Below are 25,661 nucleotides of genomic sequence, written 5' to 3'. Positions count from 1 at the left end.
TTTTGGGTGAATCGTTACTCGCTTCTTAATGATGTAACTGGGTTCACTAAAGCTGCTTTGATGCTCTGAAAACTTATTGTTACCAATGCAATAATGACCGCCCCGATGCCAGCCACGACATATAACCAGGCACTGATCTCCACTTGATACGTATAATCTTCCAGCCAACCCTTCATTACATACCATGCAATAGGAGACGCAATGACCAATGCGATTAAGACCAATTTTATAAAATCGACCGAAAACAAACTGAAAATATTAAATGCCGACGCACCTATCGCCTTGCGAATGCCCATTTCCTTGGTGCGCGATTCAGCCATAAAAGCCACGACGCCGTATAAGCCCAGACAACCGATAAAAATGGCGATTCCTGTAAGGATTTTGAACAGGTCAAACAATTTGGACTCCTTTTCGTAAAAACTGTTCAGCGTTTCATCCAGGAATGTATAGCTGAATAAATAATCCGGGAATGTGGCTGACCAAACTTTTTCAATCCTTTCGATTTGCTTCGCATCCGCATTTTCCGACAGCTTGATGCCTAATGTGCGGTAATTGCCTCGATCGCTGGTAAGCACGCAGGGAATAATTTCACGGTGCAGACTATATGTATTAAAGTTTTTAACCACACCAACAATCGGCAGCTTATGCTCCGATCCACCGATTGTAAGCCGCTTTCCGATCGCCTCAGCCGGATTTTTGAAACCTAATTTTTTCACAAATGCCTCATTCACCACATATTCCCGCATAGTGTCCGCCGGCAAATACATGCGACCGGCAATGAGCTTCAAACCATAAGTTTTCACATAAGCCGTATCCGCAGGCCGCATAACAATCTCGTAATCAAGAAATTCAGCATCATTCTCATATTTAAAACCCGTCTGCCAATTGCTCCTCGACATCGGTGTAAAGGCACTGAAACTCATGGATTTAATCCCCGGTTCATTTGCCAGCTTAGCATACAAACCTTCCATAACGCCCGGATCCTGGCTTGGAATCTGCATACAGATAATTTCGTCTTTCTGAAAACCAAGGTCCAGTGTACGGAAGTATTTCATCTGACTGTAAGCAATCAATGTTCCGACGAGCACGATCTGAGAAATGGTAAATTGCAACACAATAAGTCCCGAACGCAAATTCGCCTGTCCGCTTCCCACCGTCCGCATTTTGCCTTTTAATGCAAGGATAGGCTGGTAACCCGACACCACCATTGCAGGATAGAAACCGGCGAGAACGGTCGTTATGATAGTCAGCACAACCAAAAATGTCATAACCGAAGCATCTGTAACGAAAACAACGCCTTCCGCCTTGATGTTCAGGATGTTGGCAACGTTGGGCAGCACAACCTGCGCCACGATCAGCGCGAGGATAACAGACAGAAAGGTAATGACCGCAGTTTCTGAAAAATATTGTCTTAATAACTGCCCCTTGGTGCTGCCTAACACTTTTCTTACGCCCACCTCTCTGGCACGTCTGAGCGCCTGCGCGGTCGCAAGATTTATGAAATTTACACAAGCCGTAATTAAAATAAACAACCCTACCAGAACCATTGCCCAGATCATTCCTTTGCTGATGGTTCTGCCGGTGTAATTGGAGGTTTTTGTATCAAAATGAATATCATTAACAGGTTGCAGGATAAACTCTTCGGTCGCCGCATCCTTTGGTTCTCTGTATTTTTTGACAAATAAAACCAGCTGCTGCTCCATTTTTTCTTCGCTCACATTTTCCGGCAGCATCATATACATTTGCCCACCGCCGTAAGTGCTTTGCCAGTCGTCCCAGTTCGTAAATGAGCCGTAATCTTTCAGCGACGCGAACGACAGCATGGTTGTGAAAGGGAAGTTTGTCGTCGCAGGCGGGTCCTGGATAATGCCGGTAACAATAAAATTCTTATGGTTTTCGACCCGGATGGTTCTTCCCATCGGATCCGCATTCCCAAAATACTTTTTCGCCTGGTTCTCAGAAAGCACCACTGTGCCCGGATTGTTCAGCGAAGTGGCAGCAGAACCTTTTAACCATTTGCAATCGAATATTTTGAAATATTCGGGATCGATAAATGAAACCGCATTATTATCCTCAGGATACTTTTTCCTGTTTGGCCCTTCGCCAATCGTTACCAGTGCGCCGCGTAAGGCATATGTGCAGGAAACCTGATTTCGGATCTCTGGAAAATCATTCCGTAGTGCTGCCAAAGCCGGAAGCGGCATTCCTGTGTTATAACCCTTGTCTACCTCCCCTTTCGTATGTTTCAGGATACGGTAAATGCGGTCCACATGCTTATGATGCCGATCAAAACTAAGCTCATACCGGACGGTAAAGAAGATCAGCAAACAACAAGCCAGCCCTAATGTAAGTCCGGTAATGTTGATCAAAGTGAAATTCCAGTTGCGCCGTAAATTTCTGAAAGAGGTGATGAGATAGTTCCTGATCATGGCTGTGTTAATGCTTTTTCAATGGAGAATGTTAAAATGCGCTATATCCTGCATCACTCGCTTTTCAGCGACTTCACCGGGTTCATCAATGCGGCTTTGATGCTTTGGAAACCTACTGTTGCCACGGCGACCATTATTGCTGCCAGACCTACTAAAACGAAGATTAATGGGTTGATTTCAATGCGATAGGCGTAATTATCAAGCCATTTCTGCATGAAGAACCAGGCCAGCGGCGTGGCAATGACAATTGCGATCAAAACCAGCTTGACGAAATCTTTGGACAACACAAAAACCAGACTCGCAATGCTGGCACCCAGCACTTTACGCACACCAATCTCCTTGGTCCGCTGCTCCATCACGATCAATGCGACGGCGAAAAGTCCCAGGCAGGAAAGAACAATTGCGATGCCCGAAGCAAGGCTGAAAACTTTCGACAAATGTCCTTCCTCGCGATACCAGGAATTGGTGTTTTCGTCCACAAATGTTCCAGTGAATTCTGTTTCGGGTGCGACTTCATTCCAAACACTTTTCAACTTATCCATGGCCATGCGCACACTCTGCGGAGTAACCCTGACCAAAATATAATTCACAGACCCCGAGCCGCCCAAATGCATGGTAATAGGCTTTTTCTCATTCTTGGAAGAATAGAGCGTAAAGTCCGGAATTACACCGATGATCTGATATTTAACACCGGCCGTATCAGTCTGAAAGTATTTGCCGACCGGATCCTTTTCCTGGATCATTTTGGCCATACTTTCCGTAATAATCACCCTATCCAGCGAGTCACTTGGAACGGCCGGGCTAAATTCACGCCCTGCCAGCAAATTGATATTTAGCACTTTGAGATAATCATAATCAACGGGGAGCCAGTCAGTTGTGACCTCTTTTTCTTTATAGGTAAATCCAATTACGCTCCTGGACGTGCTTCTGTCCTTGCCCACACCCAAGTTCACTGCGCTTCCGCTGATAGCAAGCACATTAGGATCTCCTTCAAGCTCATTACGCAGCCTCCGCAGGACTTTATTGCCATTGATCTTATTACCAACAGGAATGCTGATCACCTGCTCCTTATCAAATCCGAGCGGTTGAGTCCGCAAATGGTTAACCTGCTGAACGGCAATTATTGTGCTGCAAATCAGTAAGCTTGATAATGTAAATTGCGCGATAATCAATGAATTCCGAAGCACGCCGGGCTTTTTCAATGTTACCTTGCCCTTCAGTACTTCCACCGCATTGAACTTGGACATTTGCCAGGCCGGATAACCGCCTGCAATCAATGTTACCAGGATAAACAGTCCCAAAAGCAGCGCAATTTTGTCCGGTTCCAGCATGTAATCCAGGCTTAGCTTGCTTTGGAAAGTGGCATTGAAGGTTGGCAACAATAAAACAGCAAGTATCACACCGGTTAGGAAGCCAAAAAAGCAGATCACGGCAGCTTCTCCCCAGATCTGGAAAAACAGTTGGTTTTTCAATGCGCCAAGCGATTTGCGGACACCCACTTCCCTCGCGCGGATGAATGACCGGGCGACATTCAAGTTGATAAAATTGATACAAGCGATCAGAAGAATAAAAAAACCGATTCCCATCAGCGCATATACAAGCGCAATCGGCGCCGCCCCTCCGCCTGATATCCTTGAATCGAAACGAAGGTTTTTCAGGCTCTGGATCCTGATTGCAAAAATGTCACCCCTTTCGTCCGGCTTTGCACCCTTTCTTTTTAAACTGGTAATATTATCTGCGAAGTATTTTTCTGCAAATGGTTTCAGCCGCTTTTCAAACGCTGCCTGATCTGCATTAGGAGTCAATTTTAAATATACCCTGTGTGAATGCGCGTCCCACTGCTCCTTCGACTGTTGATATCCCCGGTCGTTTTCTGTTCGCACAAATGCATCGTACTTGATTGTCGAGTTTTCAGGGAAGTCTTTCAAAACGCCTGTAACCACATATTCTCTACGATTTTCATCCAAACCAACTTTCAACGACTTGCCCATCGGATCTTCTTTTCCAAATATGGCCTTAGCCATGTTTTCGCTGATGACAATGCTGCTCAAATCTTGCAGCGCCGTTTCCGTCGTCCCTTTTTCAAGTGGGAAAGTGAATATCTTCAGAAAATCCGGGTCCGCAAACATTACTTGTTTATCAAAATATTTCCCTTTGTATTCAAGCACATCACTGCCGTTCACCACTCTCGTAATGCTTTCTATTTCCGGAAATTCCGCTTTCAACGCGGGTGTTAGCGGAAAAGGCATCGAGCCGGAAGCCTGCGCTTTTTCCGGATCATTGGACATAAAATAGGTTTGATAAATGCGCTCTTTGTCTTTATGAAAATTATCAAATGACAACTGGAAGTAAGCCGTCAGGAACAGGAAAGCGCTGATGCAGAATGCTACGGACAAGCCTACAATATTAATAAACGCGTAACCCTTGCTTTTCCAAAGGTTACGCAGCGCGATTTTGAGATAATTTTTGAACATTTGATTATCAGGCTAATATTTATTTCTATTCACTTTTTAACGATTTAATCGGATTGGTAACTGCTGCCTTTATCGCCTGTGTGCTCACAGTGATCAAAGCGATAACAACTGCCAATGCACCTGCTGCCACAAACATCCACCACTGAATGCTAATTTTGTAAGCAAAATCCTGCAACCATTGATTCATAATGTACCAGGTCAGCGGCGTTGCAATCAGCATGGAAATGATCACCAATTTGATAAAATCACTTGAAAGCAACCCGACAATACTGCCGATTGAAGCGCCCAAAACCTTCCTTACACCAATTTCCTTGATCCTTTGCTGCGCCGCAAAAGCCGCCAAACCGAACAAACCGAGACAGGAAATCAGAATGGAAATAATCGTAAAAGAATTCACAATCCTGGCTGTACGTGCATCAGCAGCATAATTACTTTCAAAATCCTGGTCAAGGAATGTATATGTAAATGGCTCACCAGGCACAAGCGACTTCCATTTGGCTTCCATAAAGGGCAGAACCCGGCTTACATCTTTCGTGTTGACGTGGGCGATAATGTAATTATGATTTGCATCGGCACTTAAAAAAAAGGCATACGGCTCAATGGCTTTATGCAGGTCCTGATAATGAAAATCTTTCACTACACCTACAATTTCGAGCGAACTGATTGCATTATTGCCCGAATTAAAGTCCAGGTGCTGCCCAACTGCCTTTTCCAGCGGGATCGCAAACTTCCGCAATGTAGCTTCATTCACTACAATCTTATAATTGGTATCGCCCGGAAATGCGGCAGAAAACATTCGGCCTGCCGCCATTTTGAAACCCATGGTTTCCATGAAGTCGGGAGACACCCAGTTTGTTTTCACTAATCCATCTTCATTTACACTTTGTCCAGGCAGAAAAACAGACATATCACTCGGATTGAGAATACCCGGATAATAGGCTGTTCCCGAAGCGGCGGTAATTTGATTATTCTCTAAAATCTCGTTACGGAGGGCAGTATACGCTTTACGCGATTCCTCACTTCTGAACGAAATTACAATTTGTTGTTCTTTGGTAAAACCTAATGGCTGCTCCTGCATAAATTTGATTTGCCCCTGAATAACCATCGTGGCAACAACAAGGCCAATTGAGATCACAAACTGGAACACAACCAGCCCTCTACGCAATGCAGTAGCGGACACCGAATTGACAAATTTTCCCTTGATGACATCCAGCGGGTTGAAAACGGAAAGATAAAAAGCTGGATAACTCCCGGCCAGCAAGCCGGTAATGAATGCCAGAACCACAAATGAGGCAATGATTTCAGGCTTGAAGAGTTCCGATAAAGACAATGCTTTATCCGCAAGCTGATTAAAAATAGGAAGAAAGAGAACCACAAAAACAGCCGCAACAATGAGCGCGAGGAATGTGAGTACCAGGGATTCACCCAAAAACTGACCGATCAAGCCACTTTTTCCTGCACCCATTACTTTTCTCATTCCCACTTCTGCGGCACGCTTTGCCGAGCGCGCGGTCGCGAGATTCATGAAATTGATGCAGGCGATCAGCAATGTAAAGATCGCTATCGAAGCAAGGACATACAGGTAAGTGGTGCTCGTGGTGCTGGTAACAATCTTATCTATCCTGCTGAACAGGTGAATGTCTTTCACCGGAAGTAATGCAAGCTTTTTATCAAAACCAGCGATTTTCAAATCCTTACGTGCATATTTTTCGATAAATGAAGGAAGTTTCTGACTAAATTTTTCTGCGCTGGTGCCAGGCTTCAAACGCAGATAATGGTAAAACATATTGTTACTTGTAAAATTCAGATCTGGCTGCCGCAGGTAATCGCCCACCCAGCCCACTTGGAGCGAGACAAAATAATTTGCATCAATGTGCGACTTCCCTTCCTGACTTTTAAAAACGCCGGTTACCTTGAAATTCTCATTATTCCCTGACTTCCCGCCAATTTTAACCGTCTTGTTCAGCGCAGGCCCACTTCCAAAAAGCCTATGGGCAGCAGCTTCCGAAAGGACCATAGAATGCGCATCTTTCAACGACGTGTGCGGATCGCCTTCGACAAATTCGTAGGTAAAAACATCAAAGAATGTAGAGTCTGCATGAATTCCCTTGGTTTCGTAGAATGACTTTTCGCCTTGCCCCGGCTGGTTTACAGTAAATAGCGACTTGTCTTCCAGGAAATTCTGCCAAAGTCTGGTGACCTGCACCACTTCCGGAAATTCCATTTTCATAGCCTGTGCGTATGGTGCCGGACCGCGCGGGTTATCCATTTTCTCACCACTGGATTGGACATTTTCGCTGCGCAGGAGATACAGGTCGTCAATGTGTTCGTGCTGTTTGTCAAACGAAATTTCACTTTGGATGTATAGGAGCAGCAGCATGCAGCATGTCATCCCAACGGATAGTCCAAACACATTAATGGCGGAAAAGAGCTTACTTTTAAGCACATTCCGCCAGGCAATTTTCAAATAATTTTTAATCATGGCTAGTTTTCCTTAATTAATCTTGACCCCGCAAACGCGCTCATTTTCATGAGGCGAAGAGGATATTTTATTTTTCATAGCTAAATAGATATTTGAGTCTATTGAATAATTATACCACGAGTCGGATAGGCGTCGTATTACACTCATTATCAATTCATTGTATCTAATTTAAAGCAACAAAAGTGTCCGGTTTCGGACACTTTTGTTCGGTAATGGACTGGTTGGAATGTTATTATAAAAAGTCAGGCACGAAGAGGTAGGATCCGAACTTTCGCCCGCTGTTCATACAGTGTTACCAAACTGCCTTCTTCCAGGTAGAGGGAATATTGGGATAAGCACGCTACTACTGTCTCCCCAATCAAATGTGGCAGTAAACTTTGACTTCTGACTTGAAAAACACTCGGACTTGTGGCATTAGTCGCGGCTAATATCGATCCGAAATCCAGATCATTTGTAAAGACAATGTAACCGTTCAGCCGAGCATATTCAAAAATGATTTCGTCCTGATCTGTCGCTTTTCCGACCGCCGACCAATGGACTGCATGAACTTGCTTACCAGCAAAGAATTCAACCCAGTGTGGCGACAAGTTCATGTCAATCAAGATCTTCATGCAGCTTGAAAAGGCATTTCGATTTCCTCCGACCGCCAGGCTGCATACGATAATGCTTGTTTAATATCTTCGATCTCTATGTAAGGGTAAGCCTGCAAAATGTTATCAAAAGTGCTCCCCGAGGCTACAAGGCCCACGAGCGTTCCAACCGTAACCCGCATTCCGCGGATGCAAGGCTTCCCCCCCATCATGTTCGGATCAAATGTTATTCGGTCTAAGATCATAAGCTTTGAATTCAGTTCTTCTCAAAATTAACCAATATTCCAAAATTTGCCTAATCCCAAACCTCTACTCATTCTTCAAACTCTCAACCGGATTAATCAATGCTGTTCTGATGCTTTGATAGCCTACGGTTAACAGGGCGACGGTGATGGCTAATAGGGCAGCGACGGCGAAATACCACCAGGAAATGGCAATGCGGTAAGGGAAATCCTGTAACCAGGTGTCTGCCGCGTAATAGGAAAAGGGCAAGGCAACGACTATGGCAACCAGCACAAGTTTGATGAAATCAGAAGATAGCAATGCTGCTATGCTGGCGGCGGACGCTCCCAGCACTTTTCTGATGCCGATTTCCTTCACCCGCGTTTCCGCGTTGAACGTCGCCAGGCCAAATAGCCCGATGCAGGAAACAAAAATGGACAGCATGGCCGCTAATGTGATCATTTCCTTCCACTTCGCTTCCGATTCGTAGCGTTTCAGGTTTTTCGCATCTTCAAATTGATATTCAAACGGCATAAACGGCACGTATTTGCGAAATATTTTTTCAACCGTTTTTACGGTTTCCACAGTGTTCCCATTGCTCAGTTTGAGAAATAAGGTGCTTAACCCATAATTAGGATCCTGCGTCATCAACAGCGGCTGGATTGTGTCTTTCAGCGAGGCATAATGATAATTTTTGACTACGCCGATGACCGTCAATTTTTGATTCTTCCATTCAAAATTAATTTGCTTCCCAATTGGATTCTGCCATCCGGCCTTTTTCACAAATGCTTCATTCACAACCGCAGACTGCACAGGATCAGAAGGAAAGCTTTTGGAAAAATTACGTCCCCTAACGATCGGAATTCCCAAGGTTTTAAGAAAATTATCGTCCACGCCGATGTATCCAAAATTCATTTTCCCGGTTTCGATATTGGCCAGTGTTCCGTTATAATTGCCGTTAAATGCTGCAACCTCTTCTATGCCTGCAATGCTTTCAAGTTCTTCTTTCACCACAGCCAGATACTTCTCACCGGATTGGCCCCGACCAAGGCTGAAACTCATCAGATTTTTGTCGTTATAACCTAAGTCCTTATTTGTCAAATATTTAAATTGTGAATAAATAACAATCGTCCCGATGACAAGACAAACGGACAACGCAAACTGAAAAACGACCAGGCCTTTGGTCAGATAGTTTTTCTGTGTCAGCCTGGTCCGGTTGTATAATGTCTGCGCCGGGCTGAATCCGGAGAGCACCAATGCGGGATAAAAGCCCGCCACTGCCCCGGTTACGAGGAACAATGCAAAATATCCGGAAACCAGCTTGCTATCCAGTAAATATGACAATGCCAATTGTTTATTGGCCAGCTCATTGAACGTAGGCAAAACAGCAAGCGTCAGAACAATTGCAAAGACAAATGCCACAAACGAAAGAAAAAATGATTCACCCAGAAACTGGTAAATCAATTGCTTCCGCTGACTTCCCACAACCTTCCTGATGCCGATTTCCTTGGCTCTTTTCAGGGAACGGGCAACAGTTAGATTTACAAAATTAATGCATGCGATCAGCAGGATGAAAATGGCTATGCCAGATAAGATATAACTGTAAATAGCGCTGCTGCCGCGTCCGAGGCCATTGCGCAAGTCGCTTACTTCGCTGTCGAGATGGATATCCAGGAACGGTTGCAGACTAAAATTGATCTTTTGATCAAAGTCCTTGATCTTGCTGATTTCCTCGGCTGATTTGCTTTTGAAAACCTGATTTAGTTTAGGAATAACGGCCTGGTAACTGGCTTTATCATGCAACAAAACGAATGTGTTCATATAAAAACCCAGCCAATCTTTGTCCGTCCAGCCTCTCACGACCTGCAACTCAAATGGGATCACAGCACCAAACTGCACTGAAGAATTCTGCGGGCACTTTTTGGCCACGCCGGATACAACCAGCTTCTCAAAAGTATCGCCGATTTTCAACTCCATTGTCTTGCCAACCGCATCCGTTGTATTGAAGTATTTCTCAGCTATTTCTTCTGTCAGAACTATCGAATTGACATTGGACAGCACCGTTCCAGGGTCGCCTGCAACCAGCGGTATCGAAAAAACTGTGAAGAAATTGTTATCAGCAAACAGCACATCTTCGCTCAGCAGCTCATTGCCTTTCCTCGTCACAAACGTGTTGCTCTGCGCCCTCACAATCTCCTTAATCTCCGGAATCTCCGCTTTAAAGCTCGGTCCGTGAATGGCATTTGTACTGCCGAGCGTCCGTGTCTCACGGCTGTCCGACAGGGTTACCTTTATGCGGAAAAGCTGATCCTTATGCGCCTGAAACCGGTCAAAACTGACTTCATCCTTGGTATATAGCACAATAAGCATGCAGCAAGTGAGCCCGAGCGAAAGCCCGGCAATATTGATAAAGGAGAAAATTTTATTCCTCATCAAACTCCGAACGGCAATTTTCAGATAGTTTTTGATCATGGCTTTTGGGTATGAATGTTGACTTACCTCTCTAAGCGCCCCCTACTCGCTCCGCAGGCTCCTCACCGGGTTCATAAGTGCGGCCTTAATGCTTTGAAAACTAACCGTTAGCAACGCAATGGTGATAGCAATCGCCCCGGCTGCCAGGAACATCCACCACTCCAGGTCTACGTGATAGGCGAAATCGTTGAGCCATTGGTTCATCCCAAACCAGGCGATAGGGATGCCGATCAGGATCGCGATAATGATCAGCCTTAAAAATTCTTTTGAAAGCAAAGCCACAATGTTGGCAACGCTCGCACCAAGCACCTTTCTCACACCGATTTCCTTTGTGCGCCGCTCAGCCGTGTAAGCCGACAAACCGAACAATCCCAGGCAGCCGATAATGATCGAAATCGTTGCGAATGTGATGAAGATCTGCCCTACGCGCTGCTCGCTGCGGTAAACATTGTTGAAATCTTCGTCCATAAACCGGTAGCTGAACGGCTGCCCCGGAGCCATTTTCTTCCAGAGTTGCTCCACCTGATCAACGGTTTGGGCTACAGCGCCGCCATTCAATTTGAAAACGACTGTTCCGATGCTGCGCGAAAGCACCAGGCTCAATGCACCGATATTTTTCTTTAATGATTCAAAATGAAAGTTCTTTACAACGCCAATGATCGTATAATCAATGCGTTGTTTCATCTCCTGATCTGCATATCCGAATATCTTCTTCCCAATGGGCTGAGCATACCCGAGCACTTTTGCAGCGGCCTCGTTGATAATAATGCCAGATGAATCCGAAGGGAATTCTTCCTGGAATGGTCGACCGTTCGCCATTTGCAATCCCATAGTATTTATAAAATCATAATCAACGGCCCAGTTCTGCATACTAATGCCCTTGTCTTGCTGCATTTGGCCAGCCGGAAAAAATGTATTATCTGTACGTGACGATGGCGTTGGCAGGAAACTTGTTACCGTGGCATTTTCCACATTCGGAAGTCGCATTACCTGTTCCTTGAATGCTGTAACCTGCTTATTGAGAGCATAAGCATCATTCACGATCAACATCTGATCCTTATTAAAGCCCAGTTTTTTAGTTTGTATAAAATTTAGCTGACGATAAATAACACCGGTGCCGACAATCAGCATGACCGAGATCACAAATTGAAAAACAACGAGTGCATTGCGCAGATAGCCTCCCTTTCCTTGCAGCTCTACGCTGTTTTTCAAAACTTTCAGTGGATTGAAGGCCGACAGGAAAAATGCAGGATAGCTCCCTGCAAGAACACCCACAACACCACCCGTAATCAATAATATTATCCAAAATCCAACCTCGCCAATCGGAAATTTAACTTGCTTGCCTGCCAGATTATTGAAAAGCGGAAGAGCGAAATATGCCAGCGAAACAGCCAATGCCAGTGAAAAAAAGCTAAGCATGACCGATTCCGTAAGAAACTGGTTGACCAGCGAAGATCTCTCAGAACCCAGCGCTTTGCGGACGCCGACTTCTTTTGCCCGGTTTGAGGAGCGGGCCGTTGCCAGGTTCATAAAATTGACACAAGCAATGGTCAGGAGGAACAAAGCAACAACCGCGAATATATATACGTATTGAATATTGCCATTCACATTAATCTCAGCCGTACGGTCTGAATGCAAATGGATTTCAGTCAGCGGAATAAGCGAGTAACGCAAGTAACTACCCGACTTGCGAATCTCATCCAGCGATGCACCCATGAAGCTTACCAGCCATTTGGCTGTGTATTTTTGCAAAACAGTTTCGAAGTTCTTTTCGAACTGCCTGGGATCGACACCTTCTTTAAGCAATAAATAAGTGTTAAAATTATGGCTTCCCCAGCCATTCAGCCTACTTTCAGGATTGGAGCTCATGGACAGCAGCATATTCATGTCCCGCAAATGCGACTGCGCAGGAATGTCCTGCATCACGCCTGTTACCGTGTAAGTCTGGTCATTATCAATTGTTAAGCCCTTACCCATCGGATTTTCTTTCCCAAAATATTTGAGCACATTGCTTTCCGAGATTACCACAGTATAGGGATCTTTCAAGGCCTTTTCCTGATCACCCATGATTAACGGAAGAGAAAATACCTTGAAAAATGTAGAATCTGCGAAGCATACCTGATCTTCTTTCAGGTTCTCAGTGCCCTCGGACCGGCGTACAAGCTGACTTCCATTCTCACGAAGCCGCACAACCTGTTCAATCTGTGGATAATCCTTTTTTAATGTAAATGCGAGCGGATCGGGCGCAACGGCAAGCGCCATATCTGCCCCACCAAAACGAATGTCTGCATTGACCCTGTGAATGCGGTCTGCGTGTTCAAAAGACTTATCAAAACTGAGCTCATCCGATACATAAAGCGTAATCAGCAAACAGCTTGCAAGGCCGAGTGCCAATCCGAAAATGTTCAGGAATGAATAAAACTTATGCTTACGCAGGTTCCGCCACGCGATCTTAATGTAATTCTGCAGCATGTCCGTTGTTTTTAAATGCCCCGTCCGGGAAGCTCTATTTCAATCTCGAAGTGGTCAATGATCTGCTGGCGTTCTTCTTCTGATTTCTCCGCCGCATTCACCGTTTTTTCGTAAATGAATTCTTCATTCCGTTTGCTGAATTTGTATTGCAAAAACAGCTCTCCCGATTCCTTATTGAACCTCACTTGTTTTGAATACCCATTGTCGTCAATGATCGTAGCGTGCTGCTGGTTTTCATCGTCGGAGATCCAGATTTGCGCTTTGGCATCTGCGGAAGAATAAAGAACCGGCGCGTGAGGTGCAGCCGGAGCGGAAGGCGCAACAGGCGCAGGCGGAGCTGAAAGCACGTGGCTATGGCTCATTCTCTTTTGTGCGATCGCCAGCGTACTTACGCCGGCGAGGAGGATTGTAAGGATTCTTTTCATGGCGCCTGATCTAAACGTGCACTTTTTCGGTCACGATCTTGCCGTCGAACAAGTTGACGATACGGTGTGCGAAACCGGCATCATATGGTGAGTGCGTTACCATTAGAATGGTGGTCCCTGCTGCATTCAGCTGGCTCAGGAGGTTCATTACTTCTTCCCCGTTTTTGGAGTCGAGATTACCCGTAGGCTCATCCGCAAGGATTGTTTTTGGTGTGGCCACAACGGCGCGGGCGATGGCCGTACGTTGCTGCTGCCCCCCGGAAAGTTGCTGTGGAAAGTGATTGCGGCGGTGCATCATGTTCATGCGGGTTAATGCTGCTTCTACTTTCTCCTTGCGTTCGGCTGGCGGTGTTTTCAGATAAAGCAATGGAAGTTCAACGTTCTCATAAACAGTCAGTTCATCGATGAGGTTAAAACTCTGGAATACAAATCCAATGTTACCTTTACGGATTTGCGCACGCTGCCTTTCCGACATCTTGGCTACTTCTGTGCCGTAGAATTCGTAGGAGCCTTCACTAGGGTTGTCAAGCAGGCCGAGAATGTTCAGTAAGGTAGATTTACCACAACCGGATGGCCCCATGATAGCGACAAACTCGCCGTCTTTTACATCCATGTCAATGCCGTTCAGGGCAGTGGTTTCTACTTCCTCGGTAGAAAAGATCTTATGAAGGTTGCTAATTTTGATCATTGGGTTTTCTTTGGCTATCGGCTTTCAGCTGAGGGCTATGGGCCTTTTATGATTGATTGAATTGATTACTAATAGAGTCTCTGATTCTTAAAATTCCAGCACTTCATTGTCCCCGAAGTTCTCGTATGAGCTTGTGATCACTTTCTCACCTGGCTGCAAACCTTCCAGAACCTCGAAATACTCAGGGTTTTTGCGGCCCAATGTAATTTTACGTTTCGAAGCACGCTTGCCGTCCTCACCCACCACATATACCCAGTTTCCGCCAGTTTCGGAGAAGAATCCACCCACCGGAAGCAACGTTGCTTGTGAAGGTTGTCCCAATTGCAGACGAATCGGAGCCGACTGGCCTCTCTTGATCAATTCAGGAGCGCCTTTATCAAATTGCATGTCCACTTCAAATCTTCCGCTCAAAACCTCCGGATAGATTTTGATGATCTTCAATCCGTAATCTTTTCCATTGAATTCCATCGAACCCATCAAGCCAGCAAAGATCCTCGAAATATAATGTTCATCCACGCTTACACGCATCTTGAAACCGTTCAGGTCATCGATTTGTCCAATGTTCTGACCCTGGTTAATGTTCGATCCCACTTCCACATTCATGGAAGAAAGTAAGCCGGAAACGGGTGCCTTAACCGAAAGGTTTTCAAGCGTTTGTCTCCAAAGGTTCACGTTTTTCTGCGTGCTGGCCAATGTTCCTTCCAGCTGCGCGATCTGCATTTTGGAGTTTTCTTCCTGATATTTCTGTGATTCAACTTCAATCTCGCGCTGTTTGGTCAGGCGGTCAAATTCTCTTTTTGTTTTCAAATAATCTGCATCCGGAATCACTTTATCCTTGTAAAGCTTAGCATTCCGCTCATGTGCATCCTTCGCCTGATCGATCTGAAAATCAAGCTCGCTTAATGTCTTTTGCAGGTTAAACCGGGCAATACGCAAGCTCTGGCGTGTATTCTGAAGATCATTTACCAGTCGGCTCGCCTCCGTTTCTGATTGTAGAAAGCTTAGTTTCAGGTTTTGGTTTTCCAATCTTAAAAGTACATCGCCTTGTTTTACCATGTTACCGCCTTCAATAAGTTTCTCGGTAACATATCCGCCTACAATAGCATCCAATTGAATAGTTTTCAATGGCTGCACCACGCCGGTTACCACAATGAATTCGTCGAATTTGCCTTGCTTAACCGTTGAAACTGTCAGTTTATCTTGCTCAACATTAAGCTTGCTGCGTTTATCGGCAAAGAAAAATTGATATACTAAAAAGGCAATCAGCAGCGTGCTGCCGGCGATTATGCCAATGCGTTGTGTGTTCCAGAATTTCTTTGGTTTGATTTTATCCATGGTCGAGCCCCCGGTGAAACCGTTGTTACTGGTGCTGGATGAGTTAGGTGTTTTGACTTCCATTATATTGTTGGTGATTGGATTCGCTGTTAAACTTTGATCTATTCTATCCAATCCCTATGCCAAAGGAGCCATAGCCATACAAAACACTAAATATCAATCCCTTAACCTTATTTAAAACCATTTTGAATGTCCGATAACGGACAATTTTGTTCGGGTGCGGACAAGCCATTTTTATGCTTATTAGGGTAAAATACTGACTTTTTAACGGGTTATAAAATTAAATTTCAAAATGCTTCTGCTATCTTTCCAAACAATAGCCAATAAAGGGATTTAGCCCTTAGCAACTCCAAAACCAGCCATGCAACTCTCTGAAGCAAAAATCCTGATCATCGATGACGATGTCGACGTATTAAGTGCGGCCAAACTCCTCTTGAAGCGCCACGCCAAAGCGGTGGACATTGAAAAAAATCCGCAAAAACTGCCATTCCTTGTTACCAACGGCGATTATAACCTGATCCTGCTGGACATGAACTTCACCCGCGACGTGAACAGCGGCCGCGAGGGCTTTCATTGGCTGGATCGCATTCTGGACATTAAGCCAGCTTCTAAAGTGATCATGATCACGGCATACGGAGACATTGAAATGGCCATTCGCGCGATCAAGGCCGGTGCCACGGATTTCGTGCTGAAGCCCTGGGAAAATGATAAGCTCCTAACCACGATCAGCGGCGCACTTGAAGGGGGCAATGATAAAATACAGGTTGTTGCGGAGGAAAAAAGCAAGGACGACGGCAAAAAAAGCAAGTCAACCGTCGAAGCTATAGTAGCGTCAAGTGATTCAATGAAACAAGTGCTGGCCACCGCAGAACGCGTAGCCGCCACAGATGCTAATGTCCTGATTCTGGGCGAGAACGGGACGGGTAAAACACAGCTGGCCAAGCATATACATCAGCATTCAAAGCGCGCCGACAAGCCGTTCGTGGTTGTGGATTTGGGTGCATTGAGTGAGAGTCTGTTCGAAAGCGAGCTTTTCGGTCATGTTAAGGGTGCATTTACGGATGCAAAAGAAGACCGTGCAGGGCGATTTGAAGAGGCCAAAGGCGGAACCATCTTTCTGGATGAAATAGGAAACCTTACGCTGGCATTACAAGCGAAGTTGCTGACTGTCATTCAGGAAAGGCGCGTTACGCGGGTGGGATCAAATAAACCCATTTCTCTGGACGTGAGGCTGTTATGCGCTACGAATATGAATATTGAAAAAATGGTGACTGAAAAAACATTCCGCCAGGATTTGCTTTACAGGATTAACACCATTGAACTGGACTTGCCTCCATTGCGTGAGCGTCCGGAGGACATCAGCGCATTGGCCGAATATTATCTTAAACAATACGGCAAGAAATACAACCGCCCGGTTAACGACATCAGCAGTGCATTGATCAAGAAAATGCAGCAGTACAACTGGCCGGGAAACATCCGCGAATTGCAGCACGCGATTGAACGCGCTGTGATTCTTTCGCAGGAAAAAACATTGCAGCCCGACGACCTTTTCCTGAAAAGCTCCGGCGGCACGCCAACTACCGCCACCGGCTTCGACCTGGAAGATATGGAGAAGACTTTGATCGTGAAAGCGATGAAACGTTTTAACGGAAATATTACAGATGCAGCGCGTGAGCTCGGTCTCAGCCGCGCGGCACTTTACCGGAGAATGGAGAAGTACGGCCTTTAATTGGCATGTTTTTTGGGTCATATCGAATAAAGTTTCTCAGGTTAATCTCAATTTATTCATATAATGACCAAATATTTCTTGCTGTTCTCCCTGCTGTTTTGCTATCAGTTGTCTTTTGCGCAAAACAGCAAAATCAACGCTGTTCCGCTTAAAAATGTAAAAACCAAACAAGGTTTCTGGCACACACGCGTGGAAGCTGCACGTGAAGTGACCGTTCCGCATGCTTTGCAACAATGCGAAGAATCGGGCCGGATCGACAATTTTGCGGTGGCTGGCGGGCTCAAAAAGGGAAAATTCGAAGGCGTACGCTTCAATGATTCTGACGTTTTTAAGGTTGTGGAAGGCGCGTCCTATGTGCTGCAAAACCAATATGATCCCAAGCTGGACCATTATCTGGATAGCCTGATCACGCTTTTTGCAGCCGCACAGGAGCCGGATGGCTATTTATATACAATCCGGACCATCAATAAAGACACCACCGGTTCTTACGACTGGATTGCCGGCCCTTACCGCTACGGATTCGAAAACGGCAGCCACGAACTCTACAATGTGGGGCACCTTTATGAAGCGGCCATTGCCCATTACGAAGCCACGGGCAAGAAAACACTGCTCGATGTTGCCACCAAAAATGCAGATCACCTCGTCAAGACTTTTGGCACCAAACCTGGCCAGCTGTTAGTCGTTCCCGGACACCAGGAGATTGAAATTGCATTGATCAAACTTTACCGGACTACTGGAAAAAAGGAATATCTGGATCTTTCCAAATTCTTCATTGATATGCGTGGTCGCTCGGATAAGCGTGCTTTGTATCTGGACGAGCACAAACTTGGCCCTGCATATTTCCAGGACCAGGTTCCGTTTGTGAGACAAAAAGAAGCGGTCGGTCATGCGGTTCGTGCGCAATACTTATACACAGCCGTTGCGGACATGCTGACGATCGAGGACGAACCTGAACACAGCCATGCTATTCACACAATATGGAACAATGCCACGGAGAAAAAGCAGTATGTCACCGGCGGCGTAGGCGCGCGCGAGGATGGCGAAGCTTTTGACAAACCTTACGTCCTACCGAATGACAACGCGTATGCCGAAACTTGCGCGGCGATTGCCAACATGCTTTGGAACCATAAAATGTATCTGTATACGGGTGAATCCAAATACATTGATGTCTTCGAGCGTGTACTTTATAATGGTTTTTTGGGTGGCATGTCGGTCAAGGGAGATAAGTTTTTTTATGTAAACCCCATGGCTTCCAATGGTGTCAATGATTTTAACAAGGGCTCTGGCGCTGAAAGACAAGCCTGGTTTGGAACGGCATGCTGCCCTACCAATGTATCCCGGTTCTTGCCATCAATGCCTGCCTATATTTATGCAACAAAAGGCAACGAGCTGATCGTCAATCTTTTTGCAGATAATGAAGCGACATTAACAGTAAATAATAATGCTGTTAAACTGGCGCAGCAAACCAATTATCCTTGGGACGGGAATGTCAAAATACTGGTCGATCCGGAAAAGGCAGGAAACTTCACGTTGTCGGTGCGGATTCCGGGCTGGGCAACGGGCGAGGCGATTCCCGGTAACTTGTATGCGTATACCAACAAAGATTCCAAGCCCGTAACATTGCGGGTTAATGGCAAAAACATGCCTGCAACGATTGAAAAAGGTTATATAAAGCTGGCTCGTAACTGGAAAAAAGGGGACCAGTTGGAGCTGGCATTGGATATGCCGGTCAGAAAGATCATTTCCAACGAAAACATTACGGCTAATAAAGATAAAATAGCCATCGAGCGGGGACCTGTTTTGTATTGCGCAGAAGGCCATGACAACAACGGAAAGGCACTGGATATACCTATCTCGGAAAGCCAGAACTTCGCTGCGAGTTATCAGCAAAGCTTGCTGGGCGGCATTAATGTTCTGAAAGCCGAAGCCGGTAATGTAACGCTCATTCCTTATTACGCCTGGGCTAACCGCGGCCCGAATGAAATGGTGATCTGGTTTAACAAAGCGCGGTAACCTGCGAGTAACAGCCAGGTAACTAGCCAATATCTGATAAGCTTTTTTCAGTATAGGAAACCTTTCGAAGTCCAGTCTACTTCGAAAGGTTTTTTTGTACCGTTTCCAGATCCTTTAATGTTCCGTTGACGATAATGTTGACGTCACTGTTTTTAAAGATGTCGTTTTCTGAGACCAGTTTACTTTTGAAATACAAAACAAATGGTAACTGTTTCCCTTTTGAAACAAGTTGACCTGCCGCTTTGAGAACTTTGCCCATATCAATGGCGAGCGGAATTTCGTAGATCTCGCTGCTCTTCCCTTTCACCTTGGTAACGCCCTTAACGCTCCCTTCGGCCAGGCGGTCCTGCTTACCCAGGTCAACAACGTATGCAGGATTTTCAAACTGAACGGGAAACGGATTCTGATTAGAGAATTTCAGTTTTAAGACAATTTCAGATTTACCCAGACTGAATTTTTTCATGTCATAATCTACAATTTCAACTTTGGGAAGCCTGTAAAGCGGCAGCCTTTTGTCCATATCAAGCACAATGCTGTCTTTTCCTAAAATCGGCTTCTTCAAATGAAAATGGCCTTCGAAATGATAATCGGCGCTATCTTCTCCCGCAGCATTTTCCGAATCTCCTTCCTTTTTTAGCTTCGCGATCTTCAACTTCGCTGGAATGGTAACCATTGTGCTGTCGCGCGGGTTAATTGTTAACGGTTTAGCATATTCGTCCTCTACAATGGTCACTCCGTTCATCTGCACAAAATAACTGAAGCGCTCTACGTCCACACCTACGGGCAGGGGATTGTCCACCAAAAGTTTCAGTGATAAATCAATAGTACTGTCCGTAATGTTGCTGATTTGCCCGATTCCCATTTCTACGCGCGGTTTCAGTCCCGAAACGGGATTGGCGTTTTCATTTTTATATTTTTTGAAAAGGAACCAGCCTATGGCACCGGCTGCAATGAAGACAAAAACAATAAGTACGATTTTCAGCGATCGGTTGGACTGCATAGATAAATGAGGGTTCAAATGGATAATGGGAATGCTCAAAAATCATTCCAAAAAATATCCCGCACGCACGCAATGCCATGAAAACTTCCCCAAAACTGGATTTTACGCAGCTATATGTGTACTTAAATCTTCATAGAAACCTGACAACCAGCATTGGGCCATGGGCAAAACGCTGGTACGGTTTTTACCAATGGTGGGGGCAAGGACGATAACAAGATCCTTCACAGACAACAATAAACTATTAAAACTACGAATCATGAAAGCGACTAAAAGTAAAACCGTTAACCAGATTACAGGAACAGACAGCGAAAAGCTAAAAGAACTATTTGTAGATGGTCTTAAAGACATTTACTGGGCAGAAAAACACCTTGCAAAAGCATTGACAAAAATGTCTAAAAATGCTACTTCGGAAGAACTGAAAGCAGCTTTTGAACAACATACAACTGAAACAGAAGAACACGCTGCGAGATTGGAAGAAGTTTTCGGTCTGATCGGCGAGAAAGCACAAGCTAAGAAATGTGCGGCCATGGAAGGACTTATCGAAGAAGCAGAAGAAATTATCAGCAGCACCGATAAAGGAACAATGGTTCGCGATTGCGGATTGATCATGGCTGCTCAGAAAGTTGAGCATTATGAAATCGCATCTTACGGAACATTGAGAAACATTGCGAGAACACTAGGCCACAGCGACGTAGCAGATTTACTGCAACAAACGCTTGACCAGGAAGGCGAAACAGACCATAAATTGACAGAGCTAGCTGAAACGTATGTGAACGAAGAAGCCAGCGCTGAATAAGCTATTACACTTCATCATCAGATTAAAGAGAAAGGGTTGACCATATGGCCAACCCTTTTCAGCTATTGGTAATTCAAAAATCCTGTCAGGAATTTAGGGCGGAAATCAGCCGCTTATGCCAAATTCAACTTTCCATGATCGCCGCCATCCGGCGTGGTGCCTGTAAGCACGGCTTTTACCATAGAAAAGAAAACCACCATTTTGGATGACGTCGCATCCCAGTAAGCAGCTTCTCCCGTTGTCACTTTTAAAAGCACCAGGTTTGGATCTTCTTTGCCTTCAGGAAACCAGGCTTTTGCCATCGGATTCCATAATTCCTCTTTTTTCGCTTCATCTTCAACAATTTCAGCCTTTCCGGAAACGCTGATATAGGTGTTATTTTGGGGTTCTGAATAAATCAATGTAACCGGTTCGCCCTGATTCGAGCCGTCGCCAATGTCTGTGTTTCTATTTGTAAAAAACCAAACGTTACCGTTCTCATCAATCTGTTGCGTAGTCATAGGCCGCGATTCGATTTTCTCGTTGGCGTATGTCGTATACATGCAGAACCGGATATCCTCGGCCATTGATTTTAATTTTTCTATCGCTTCCTTATTTTGAAGGTCCTTTTCCATAATTATTTTTGTTTGAATCTCTGATCTTATTTATCAGGGATTGTAAAACAACTATTCCAAGGGCTGGCTAGCTGCGCATTAATTTTTCATATTCCCGCTCTGCCATTTCCTTTTCGCCGAGATTACCGTATGCGGTGATATAATGAGAGGCAAGTCCTATGCCCCACCCCAGCATTGGAAATATCGGCCATGGCATATGATCATTGCCAAAGTGCGGAAAAGCGGTTACAGCCCACAGCAGCCATAAACCCCCATTCACAACCATATAAGTGCTCAGATGAACTTTGAACGATGCTCTCTTTTTCGCTTTTCTCCAGATAAATTCGTTACGCGGCGTTTCCATATTTGTATCGGTTTAGAATGTAAGGTTTCGCTTCAATGAACTGCTTTTTGACATTGATACAACCAAATTATAACACCACTATCCGTACGAAAAGCGAATACAGATGGAGTCCAGCATTTCCACGACGAAGAAACAGATTAGCCGGATGAACCGACTGGCCCTATTAGAATTCCAGACGATAGTTCAGCACCGGGATCAGCCCGGTCTGCGTTGTGTTTCTTATTTCCTTGTTGGTAGGGTCGTAAGTTTGCTCATATGCATTCAAACGATTGGTCACATTCTGGATGTCCAGTGAGATCGTGGATGCCGTGCGCCTTTTATTCTTTGTATAACTTACCCGAACGTCCGAGCGGAAATAATGCGGCAGCTGCTCCGAATATGCCTTTGTCCAGTCGCGCTCCGTTTTTCCTGTTTGTTTCGATTTTTCAAGGTCAACAGGTGTTACGCGGTTTCCGCCCGACGCGAGCAGCTTAATGTTCGCCGCAAATACATTGGTTTTGTTTTTTCCCACTTTCCACTCTTTTCCCGCCAGAACATTCTGAACAAACTGACCATTAAACCTGCTGTCGCGCTCAATGCCGTCCCGACCAGTGTATTTGGCCTGATATAGCGATGTTGTACTCATCAGGTAAATGCCGCCCGTCAGCGATTTTTCAACAGTCAGTTCCACGCCATAACTGCGTCCGGTTCCGTCACTTGTTAGGGAATCATTGGCAAAGCCGCTGATCTCATTGATTTGTGAATTATGCAAAAGATATGGTTTGGTCGCGTTCGGTGAACCGATTGGCACATGGTAATGATGCTGATAATAAGTTTCGGTAAGGATACGCCAGCTGCTGGTCGGGCGGAACTCGTAGCCAGCCACAAAATGCGCCGATTTCATCAGTTTAAGATCCTTATTAGCAGCGGCCGTTTTTCCACTTTCTGCATTCACCTGTGCGAAATAAGTTGAGATCGATTCTGTTTTGCTATGCAGCCCGGCCCCGAAACTAACGGTTGATCGGGATGCGACGGCCCATTTCATCCCTAACCGCGGTTCGAGAGAAAACTGGTTATTAAGTCCCAATAACATGCCGTGAACACCCGCATTGATCGTAACTGTCGGCGATATACGCGATTTAAGCTGACCATATGCCTGATAAAGCTGAGTACTGCCCTTTTGATCCAGAAAAACACGAACAGGACCATTTTCATTATTCCGGTCGAAAAGGTTGAAATCCAAATGATTGATGATGAACCCGCCCCGGAAGGTATTTCTTGCATTCAATTTGTAGTTGAGAAGGGAAGAAATCCTGAGGGTCTGATTAATGAAGCTCTGGTGATACGAGATTTGCTTTCCAAGGTCATCGGAGTCGTCCGTAACCTTGGTACCAGCGTATGAAATGATGCTTTCCACGTAAGCCTTGTTGCTGATATAGCGCAGATAATTGATGCCCAATATGCCTCTGTTTGACGTAAAAACTTCATTTTCCTGCGGCGTACGCTCCTTGGAAGTGCTGATCCCGCCAATTCCCCAAACCGTCACCACCGACCGATCATCCGAAGGAACGTGGATTTTAAAAGCGCCATCCTGGAAGTCCGTGGATGCATCGCCCTGAATGTTCAATCCCAATTTGTCAAGAACGGATAAGGTGGAATAGCGATAATTGGCCAGGTAGGAAGCGCCGCCTTTTACACCGATTGGTCCTTCCGCGGCAAAATCGAGGCCCAAAACGCCGGCTTGCAGCGCATACTCGCGCTTTTCATTGTTTCCGTTTCTTAATTTTAAGTCAAAGACCCCGGAAGTAGCATTGCCATATTCCGCAGGAAAAGCACCGGTCAGAAAATCAGAATTCCCTAAAACGTTGGCACTTAATGCACTTATCCCGCCGCCGCTGGATCCTTCCTCACCGAAATGGTTGGGATTAGGAATTTCAACGCCTTCCATTCTCCACAACATTCCTTTCGGGCTGTTACCGCGTATAATGATCTGGTTACCACCATCATCGTTGGTTGCAACGCCTGCGAAAGACAGTGCCATCCGCGCCGGATCATTCACCGAAGCCGCAAACCTTTTGGTTTGATCCACCGTAAATGATCGTCCGCTAACGCTTACCATATCATTCAGCGGAGCACCGTTCTCCTTCTGCGCCTTCACCACCACTTCATCCAACGATTTAAAAGATTCCGCCAATTTGATCGTCAGCTCTACTTCCTTGCCCGAACCGACAGCGATTTCCTGCAAAAAAGCGTCGTCATAGCCAATGCTCGTGATCTTAATGGAATGCCGTCCGACCGGCACATGCTCGATTCGAAATCCGCCTTCTGCATCCGTCGCGCCGCCCATGATCGGGTTAAGCGTAGTAATGATCACATTAGCACCGATCACAGGCTGAAGCGATTCAGCATCAATGACATGGCCCTTCACAAGTTGTGCAGGCTGCTGGGCATAAGCCAGCGAAAAGACCGCCATCGCGATCAGCGAAAGAATATATTTTTTCATAGCTAATAGTTTTCCTTCCAGACAACCTAGCTATGTCTTACCCTAAATTTTTTTGAAAAATTTTATTGAAGGCTCTAATCGCGGAGCGATGCGACATTGGTAGCTTAATGTTATGTATTTGAATATCGAAATCCCGGAGAGATACAACATCGTGCAGGTCGTTACATCCCTCCGGGATTATCAATCATTGGAATTCAATTACTACCGATATTATATCCCGCTGGGATTAAAGTACATTCACAATATCCCCGCATTGGTACGGGATCAAAAAAGTGATTTAAAGGGCCGTTGCCAGTTCCGGTTTTGGCGTCTTTACCGGCTGCGATGGCGGCCGAGATGTATTCTTTTGCGAAAATAATGGCTTCGGGGAGGGAGTTGCCTAGGGCTTTGAAAGTGGCGATGGCGGAGGATAATGTGCAGCCGGTTCCGTGGAGATTAGGACTGGGGATGAACGCGGATTCAAAAACCAACACTTCCTGGCCTTCCTGGGCTAAAACGTCAAATAATTGCTCGGAAACGAGATGTCCGCCTTTAAGTAAGATGGCCCGGCAACCTTTGGCAATCATTTCCGAAGCGGCTTCCTGCATGGATTCAAGGCAATTGATTTCCTGGCCCAACAGCAACTTTGCCTCATCAATGTTAGGCGTAACCAAATCTGCAAGCGGAAATAACTTTTCCCAAAATACATTGATCATCTCAGCGGTGGCGAGCCTGGTCCCGCTGGATGATGCCAGAACCGGATCTATGACCACGAATCCCGGCTTAAACTGCGCAATAATGTCGGCGATAACCCATGCATTCTCAACGGTCCCGATCATGCCGATCTTGATCGCATCCACTTGAATATCTTCCAGAACGGCGAGCAATTGCTCTTTCAAAAAATCAGCCGGAACCGGAAATACAGATCGTACTTCCACTGTATTCTGGGCCGTAAGCGCGGTAATTGCGGATAAGCCGTTCCCTCCCAGTGACCCGATCGTCTTCAAGTCTGCCTGAATTCCTGCGCCGCCGCCGCTGTCTGATCCCGCAATGGTAAGTATGGTTGGATATCGGTTCATGAATGGTCCGCGATTTGTAAATACTTATCGGTGAAAG

18 protein-coding genes are annotated in these 25,661 nt (G+C 45.6%); 3 read left to right on the top strand and 15 right to left on the bottom strand.

What is annotated here, in order from left to right:
- Positions 1–14 precede the first annotated feature (14 nt).
- The 10 genes from L0660_RS03475 to L0660_RS03435 all read right to left on the bottom strand — a co-directional run bounded on the left by L0660_RS03475 (position 15) and on the right by L0660_RS03435 (position 15,589).
- Complete coding sequence (locus tag L0660_RS03475) at positions 15–2,429, bottom strand: ABC transporter permease (RefSeq protein WP_235158196.1); 2,415 nt, start codon at positions 2,427–2,429, stop codon at positions 15–17.
- A 53-nt stretch (positions 2,430–2,482) separates the two neighbouring features.
- Positions 2,483–4,903: an ABC transporter permease gene (locus L0660_RS03470; protein ID WP_235158195.1), complete on the bottom strand. Its 2,421-nt coding sequence runs from the start codon at positions 4,901–4,903 to the stop codon at positions 2,483–2,485.
- 25 nt (positions 4,904–4,928) lie between these two features.
- On the bottom strand, positions 4,929–7,385 hold the full coding sequence (locus tag L0660_RS03465; protein WP_235158194.1) for an ABC transporter permease: 2,457 nt from the start codon (positions 7,383–7,385) through the stop codon (positions 4,929–4,931).
- Positions 7,386–7,627: 242 nt separating this feature from the next.
- Positions 7,628–7,978 (bottom strand): DUF5615 family PIN-like protein, encoded by a 351-nt coding sequence (locus tag L0660_RS26275; protein ID WP_409013382.1) that lies wholly within the window; start codon positions 7,976–7,978, stop codon positions 7,628–7,630.
- Between the two features lie 14 nt (positions 7,979–7,992).
- On the bottom strand, positions 7,993–8,220 hold the full coding sequence (locus tag L0660_RS03460) for a DUF433 domain-containing protein (protein ID WP_233795576.1): 228 nt from the start codon (positions 8,218–8,220) through the stop codon (positions 7,993–7,995).
- A gap of 64 nt (positions 8,221–8,284) precedes the next feature.
- Positions 8,285–10,669, bottom strand: a complete 2,385-nt coding sequence (locus tag L0660_RS03455) for an ABC transporter permease (protein ID WP_235158193.1) — start codon at positions 10,667–10,669, stop codon at positions 8,285–8,287.
- Positions 10,670–10,711: 42 nt separating this feature from the next.
- On the bottom strand, positions 10,712–13,141 hold the full coding sequence (locus tag L0660_RS03450) for an ABC transporter permease (protein ID WP_235158192.1): 2,430 nt from the start codon (positions 13,139–13,141) through the stop codon (positions 10,712–10,714).
- 11 nt (positions 13,142–13,152) lie between these two features.
- Positions 13,153–13,566 carry a DUF1129 domain-containing protein gene (locus L0660_RS03445; RefSeq protein ID WP_235158190.1) on the bottom strand — a complete coding sequence of 138 codons (414 nt, stop codon included), beginning with the start codon at positions 13,564–13,566 and terminating at the stop codon, positions 13,153–13,155.
- A gap of 10 nt (positions 13,567–13,576) precedes the next feature.
- A complete protein-coding gene (locus L0660_RS03440) occupies positions 13,577–14,254 on the bottom strand; it encodes an ABC transporter ATP-binding protein (RefSeq protein WP_026632278.1) in 678 nt (225 codons plus the stop codon).
- 87 nt (positions 14,255–14,341) lie between these two features.
- A complete protein-coding gene (locus L0660_RS03435) occupies positions 14,342–15,589 on the bottom strand; it encodes an efflux RND transporter periplasmic adaptor subunit (RefSeq protein WP_233796328.1) in 1,248 nt (415 codons plus the stop codon).
- A gap of 361 nt (positions 15,590–15,950) precedes the next feature.
- Between L0660_RS03435 and L0660_RS03430 the strand changes: the two genes are divergently transcribed.
- Entirely contained in the window at positions 15,951–17,318 is a 1,368-nt protein-coding gene (locus tag L0660_RS03430; protein WP_235158188.1) for a sigma-54 dependent transcriptional regulator, read from the top strand.
- A 63-nt stretch (positions 17,319–17,381) separates the two neighbouring features.
- The gene (locus L0660_RS03425; RefSeq protein WP_235158180.1) at positions 17,382–19,331 is read left to right on the top strand and encodes a glycoside hydrolase family 127 protein; all 1,950 of its coding nucleotides are present in this window, start codon (positions 17,382–17,384) and stop codon (positions 19,329–19,331) included.
- Positions 19,332–19,407: 76 nt separating this feature from the next.
- Here L0660_RS03425 and L0660_RS03420 read toward each other — a convergent pair whose 3' ends face one another.
- Positions 19,408–20,331 (bottom strand): LEA type 2 family protein, encoded by a 924-nt coding sequence (locus L0660_RS03420; protein WP_233795570.1) that lies wholly within the window; start codon positions 20,329–20,331, stop codon positions 19,408–19,410.
- A 256-nt stretch (positions 20,332–20,587) separates the two neighbouring features.
- Between L0660_RS03420 and L0660_RS03415 the strand changes: the two genes are divergently transcribed.
- The gene (locus tag L0660_RS03415) at positions 20,588–21,127 is read left to right on the top strand and encodes a ferritin-like domain-containing protein (RefSeq protein WP_233795569.1); all 540 of its coding nucleotides are present in this window, start codon (positions 20,588–20,590) and stop codon (positions 21,125–21,127) included.
- A 113-nt stretch (positions 21,128–21,240) separates the two neighbouring features.
- On the opposite strand, the gene L0660_RS03410 is transcribed toward L0660_RS03415, so the two are convergent.
- The 4 genes from L0660_RS03410 to thiD all read right to left on the bottom strand — a co-directional run bounded on the left by L0660_RS03410 (position 21,241) and on the right by thiD (position 25,624).
- Entirely contained in the window at positions 21,241–21,741 is a 501-nt protein-coding gene (locus tag L0660_RS03410) for a pyridoxamine 5'-phosphate oxidase family protein (RefSeq protein ID WP_233795568.1), read from the bottom strand.
- 67 nt (positions 21,742–21,808) lie between these two features.
- A complete protein-coding gene (locus tag L0660_RS03405; RefSeq protein WP_233795567.1) occupies positions 21,809–22,084 on the bottom strand; it encodes a 2TM domain-containing protein in 276 nt (91 codons plus the stop codon).
- A gap of 163 nt (positions 22,085–22,247) precedes the next feature.
- Entirely contained in the window at positions 22,248–24,566 is a 2,319-nt protein-coding gene (locus L0660_RS03400) for a TonB-dependent receptor (protein ID WP_235158179.1), read from the bottom strand.
- Positions 24,567–24,760: 194 nt separating this feature from the next.
- Positions 24,761–25,624 carry a bifunctional hydroxymethylpyrimidine kinase/phosphomethylpyrimidine kinase gene (thiD, locus tag L0660_RS03395; RefSeq protein WP_235158177.1) on the bottom strand — a complete coding sequence of 288 codons (864 nt, stop codon included), beginning with the start codon at positions 25,622–25,624 and terminating at the stop codon, positions 24,761–24,763.
- Positions 25,625–25,661: the final 37 nt, after the last annotated feature.

Origin of the sequence: Dyadobacter sp. CY351 (assembly GCF_021502625.1) — a bacterium.
GTDB classification, from domain to species: Bacteria; Bacteroidota; Bacteroidia; order Cytophagales; family Spirosomataceae; genus Dyadobacter; species Dyadobacter chenhuakuii.
This window is presented reverse-complemented; position numbering and strand designations above follow the sequence as displayed.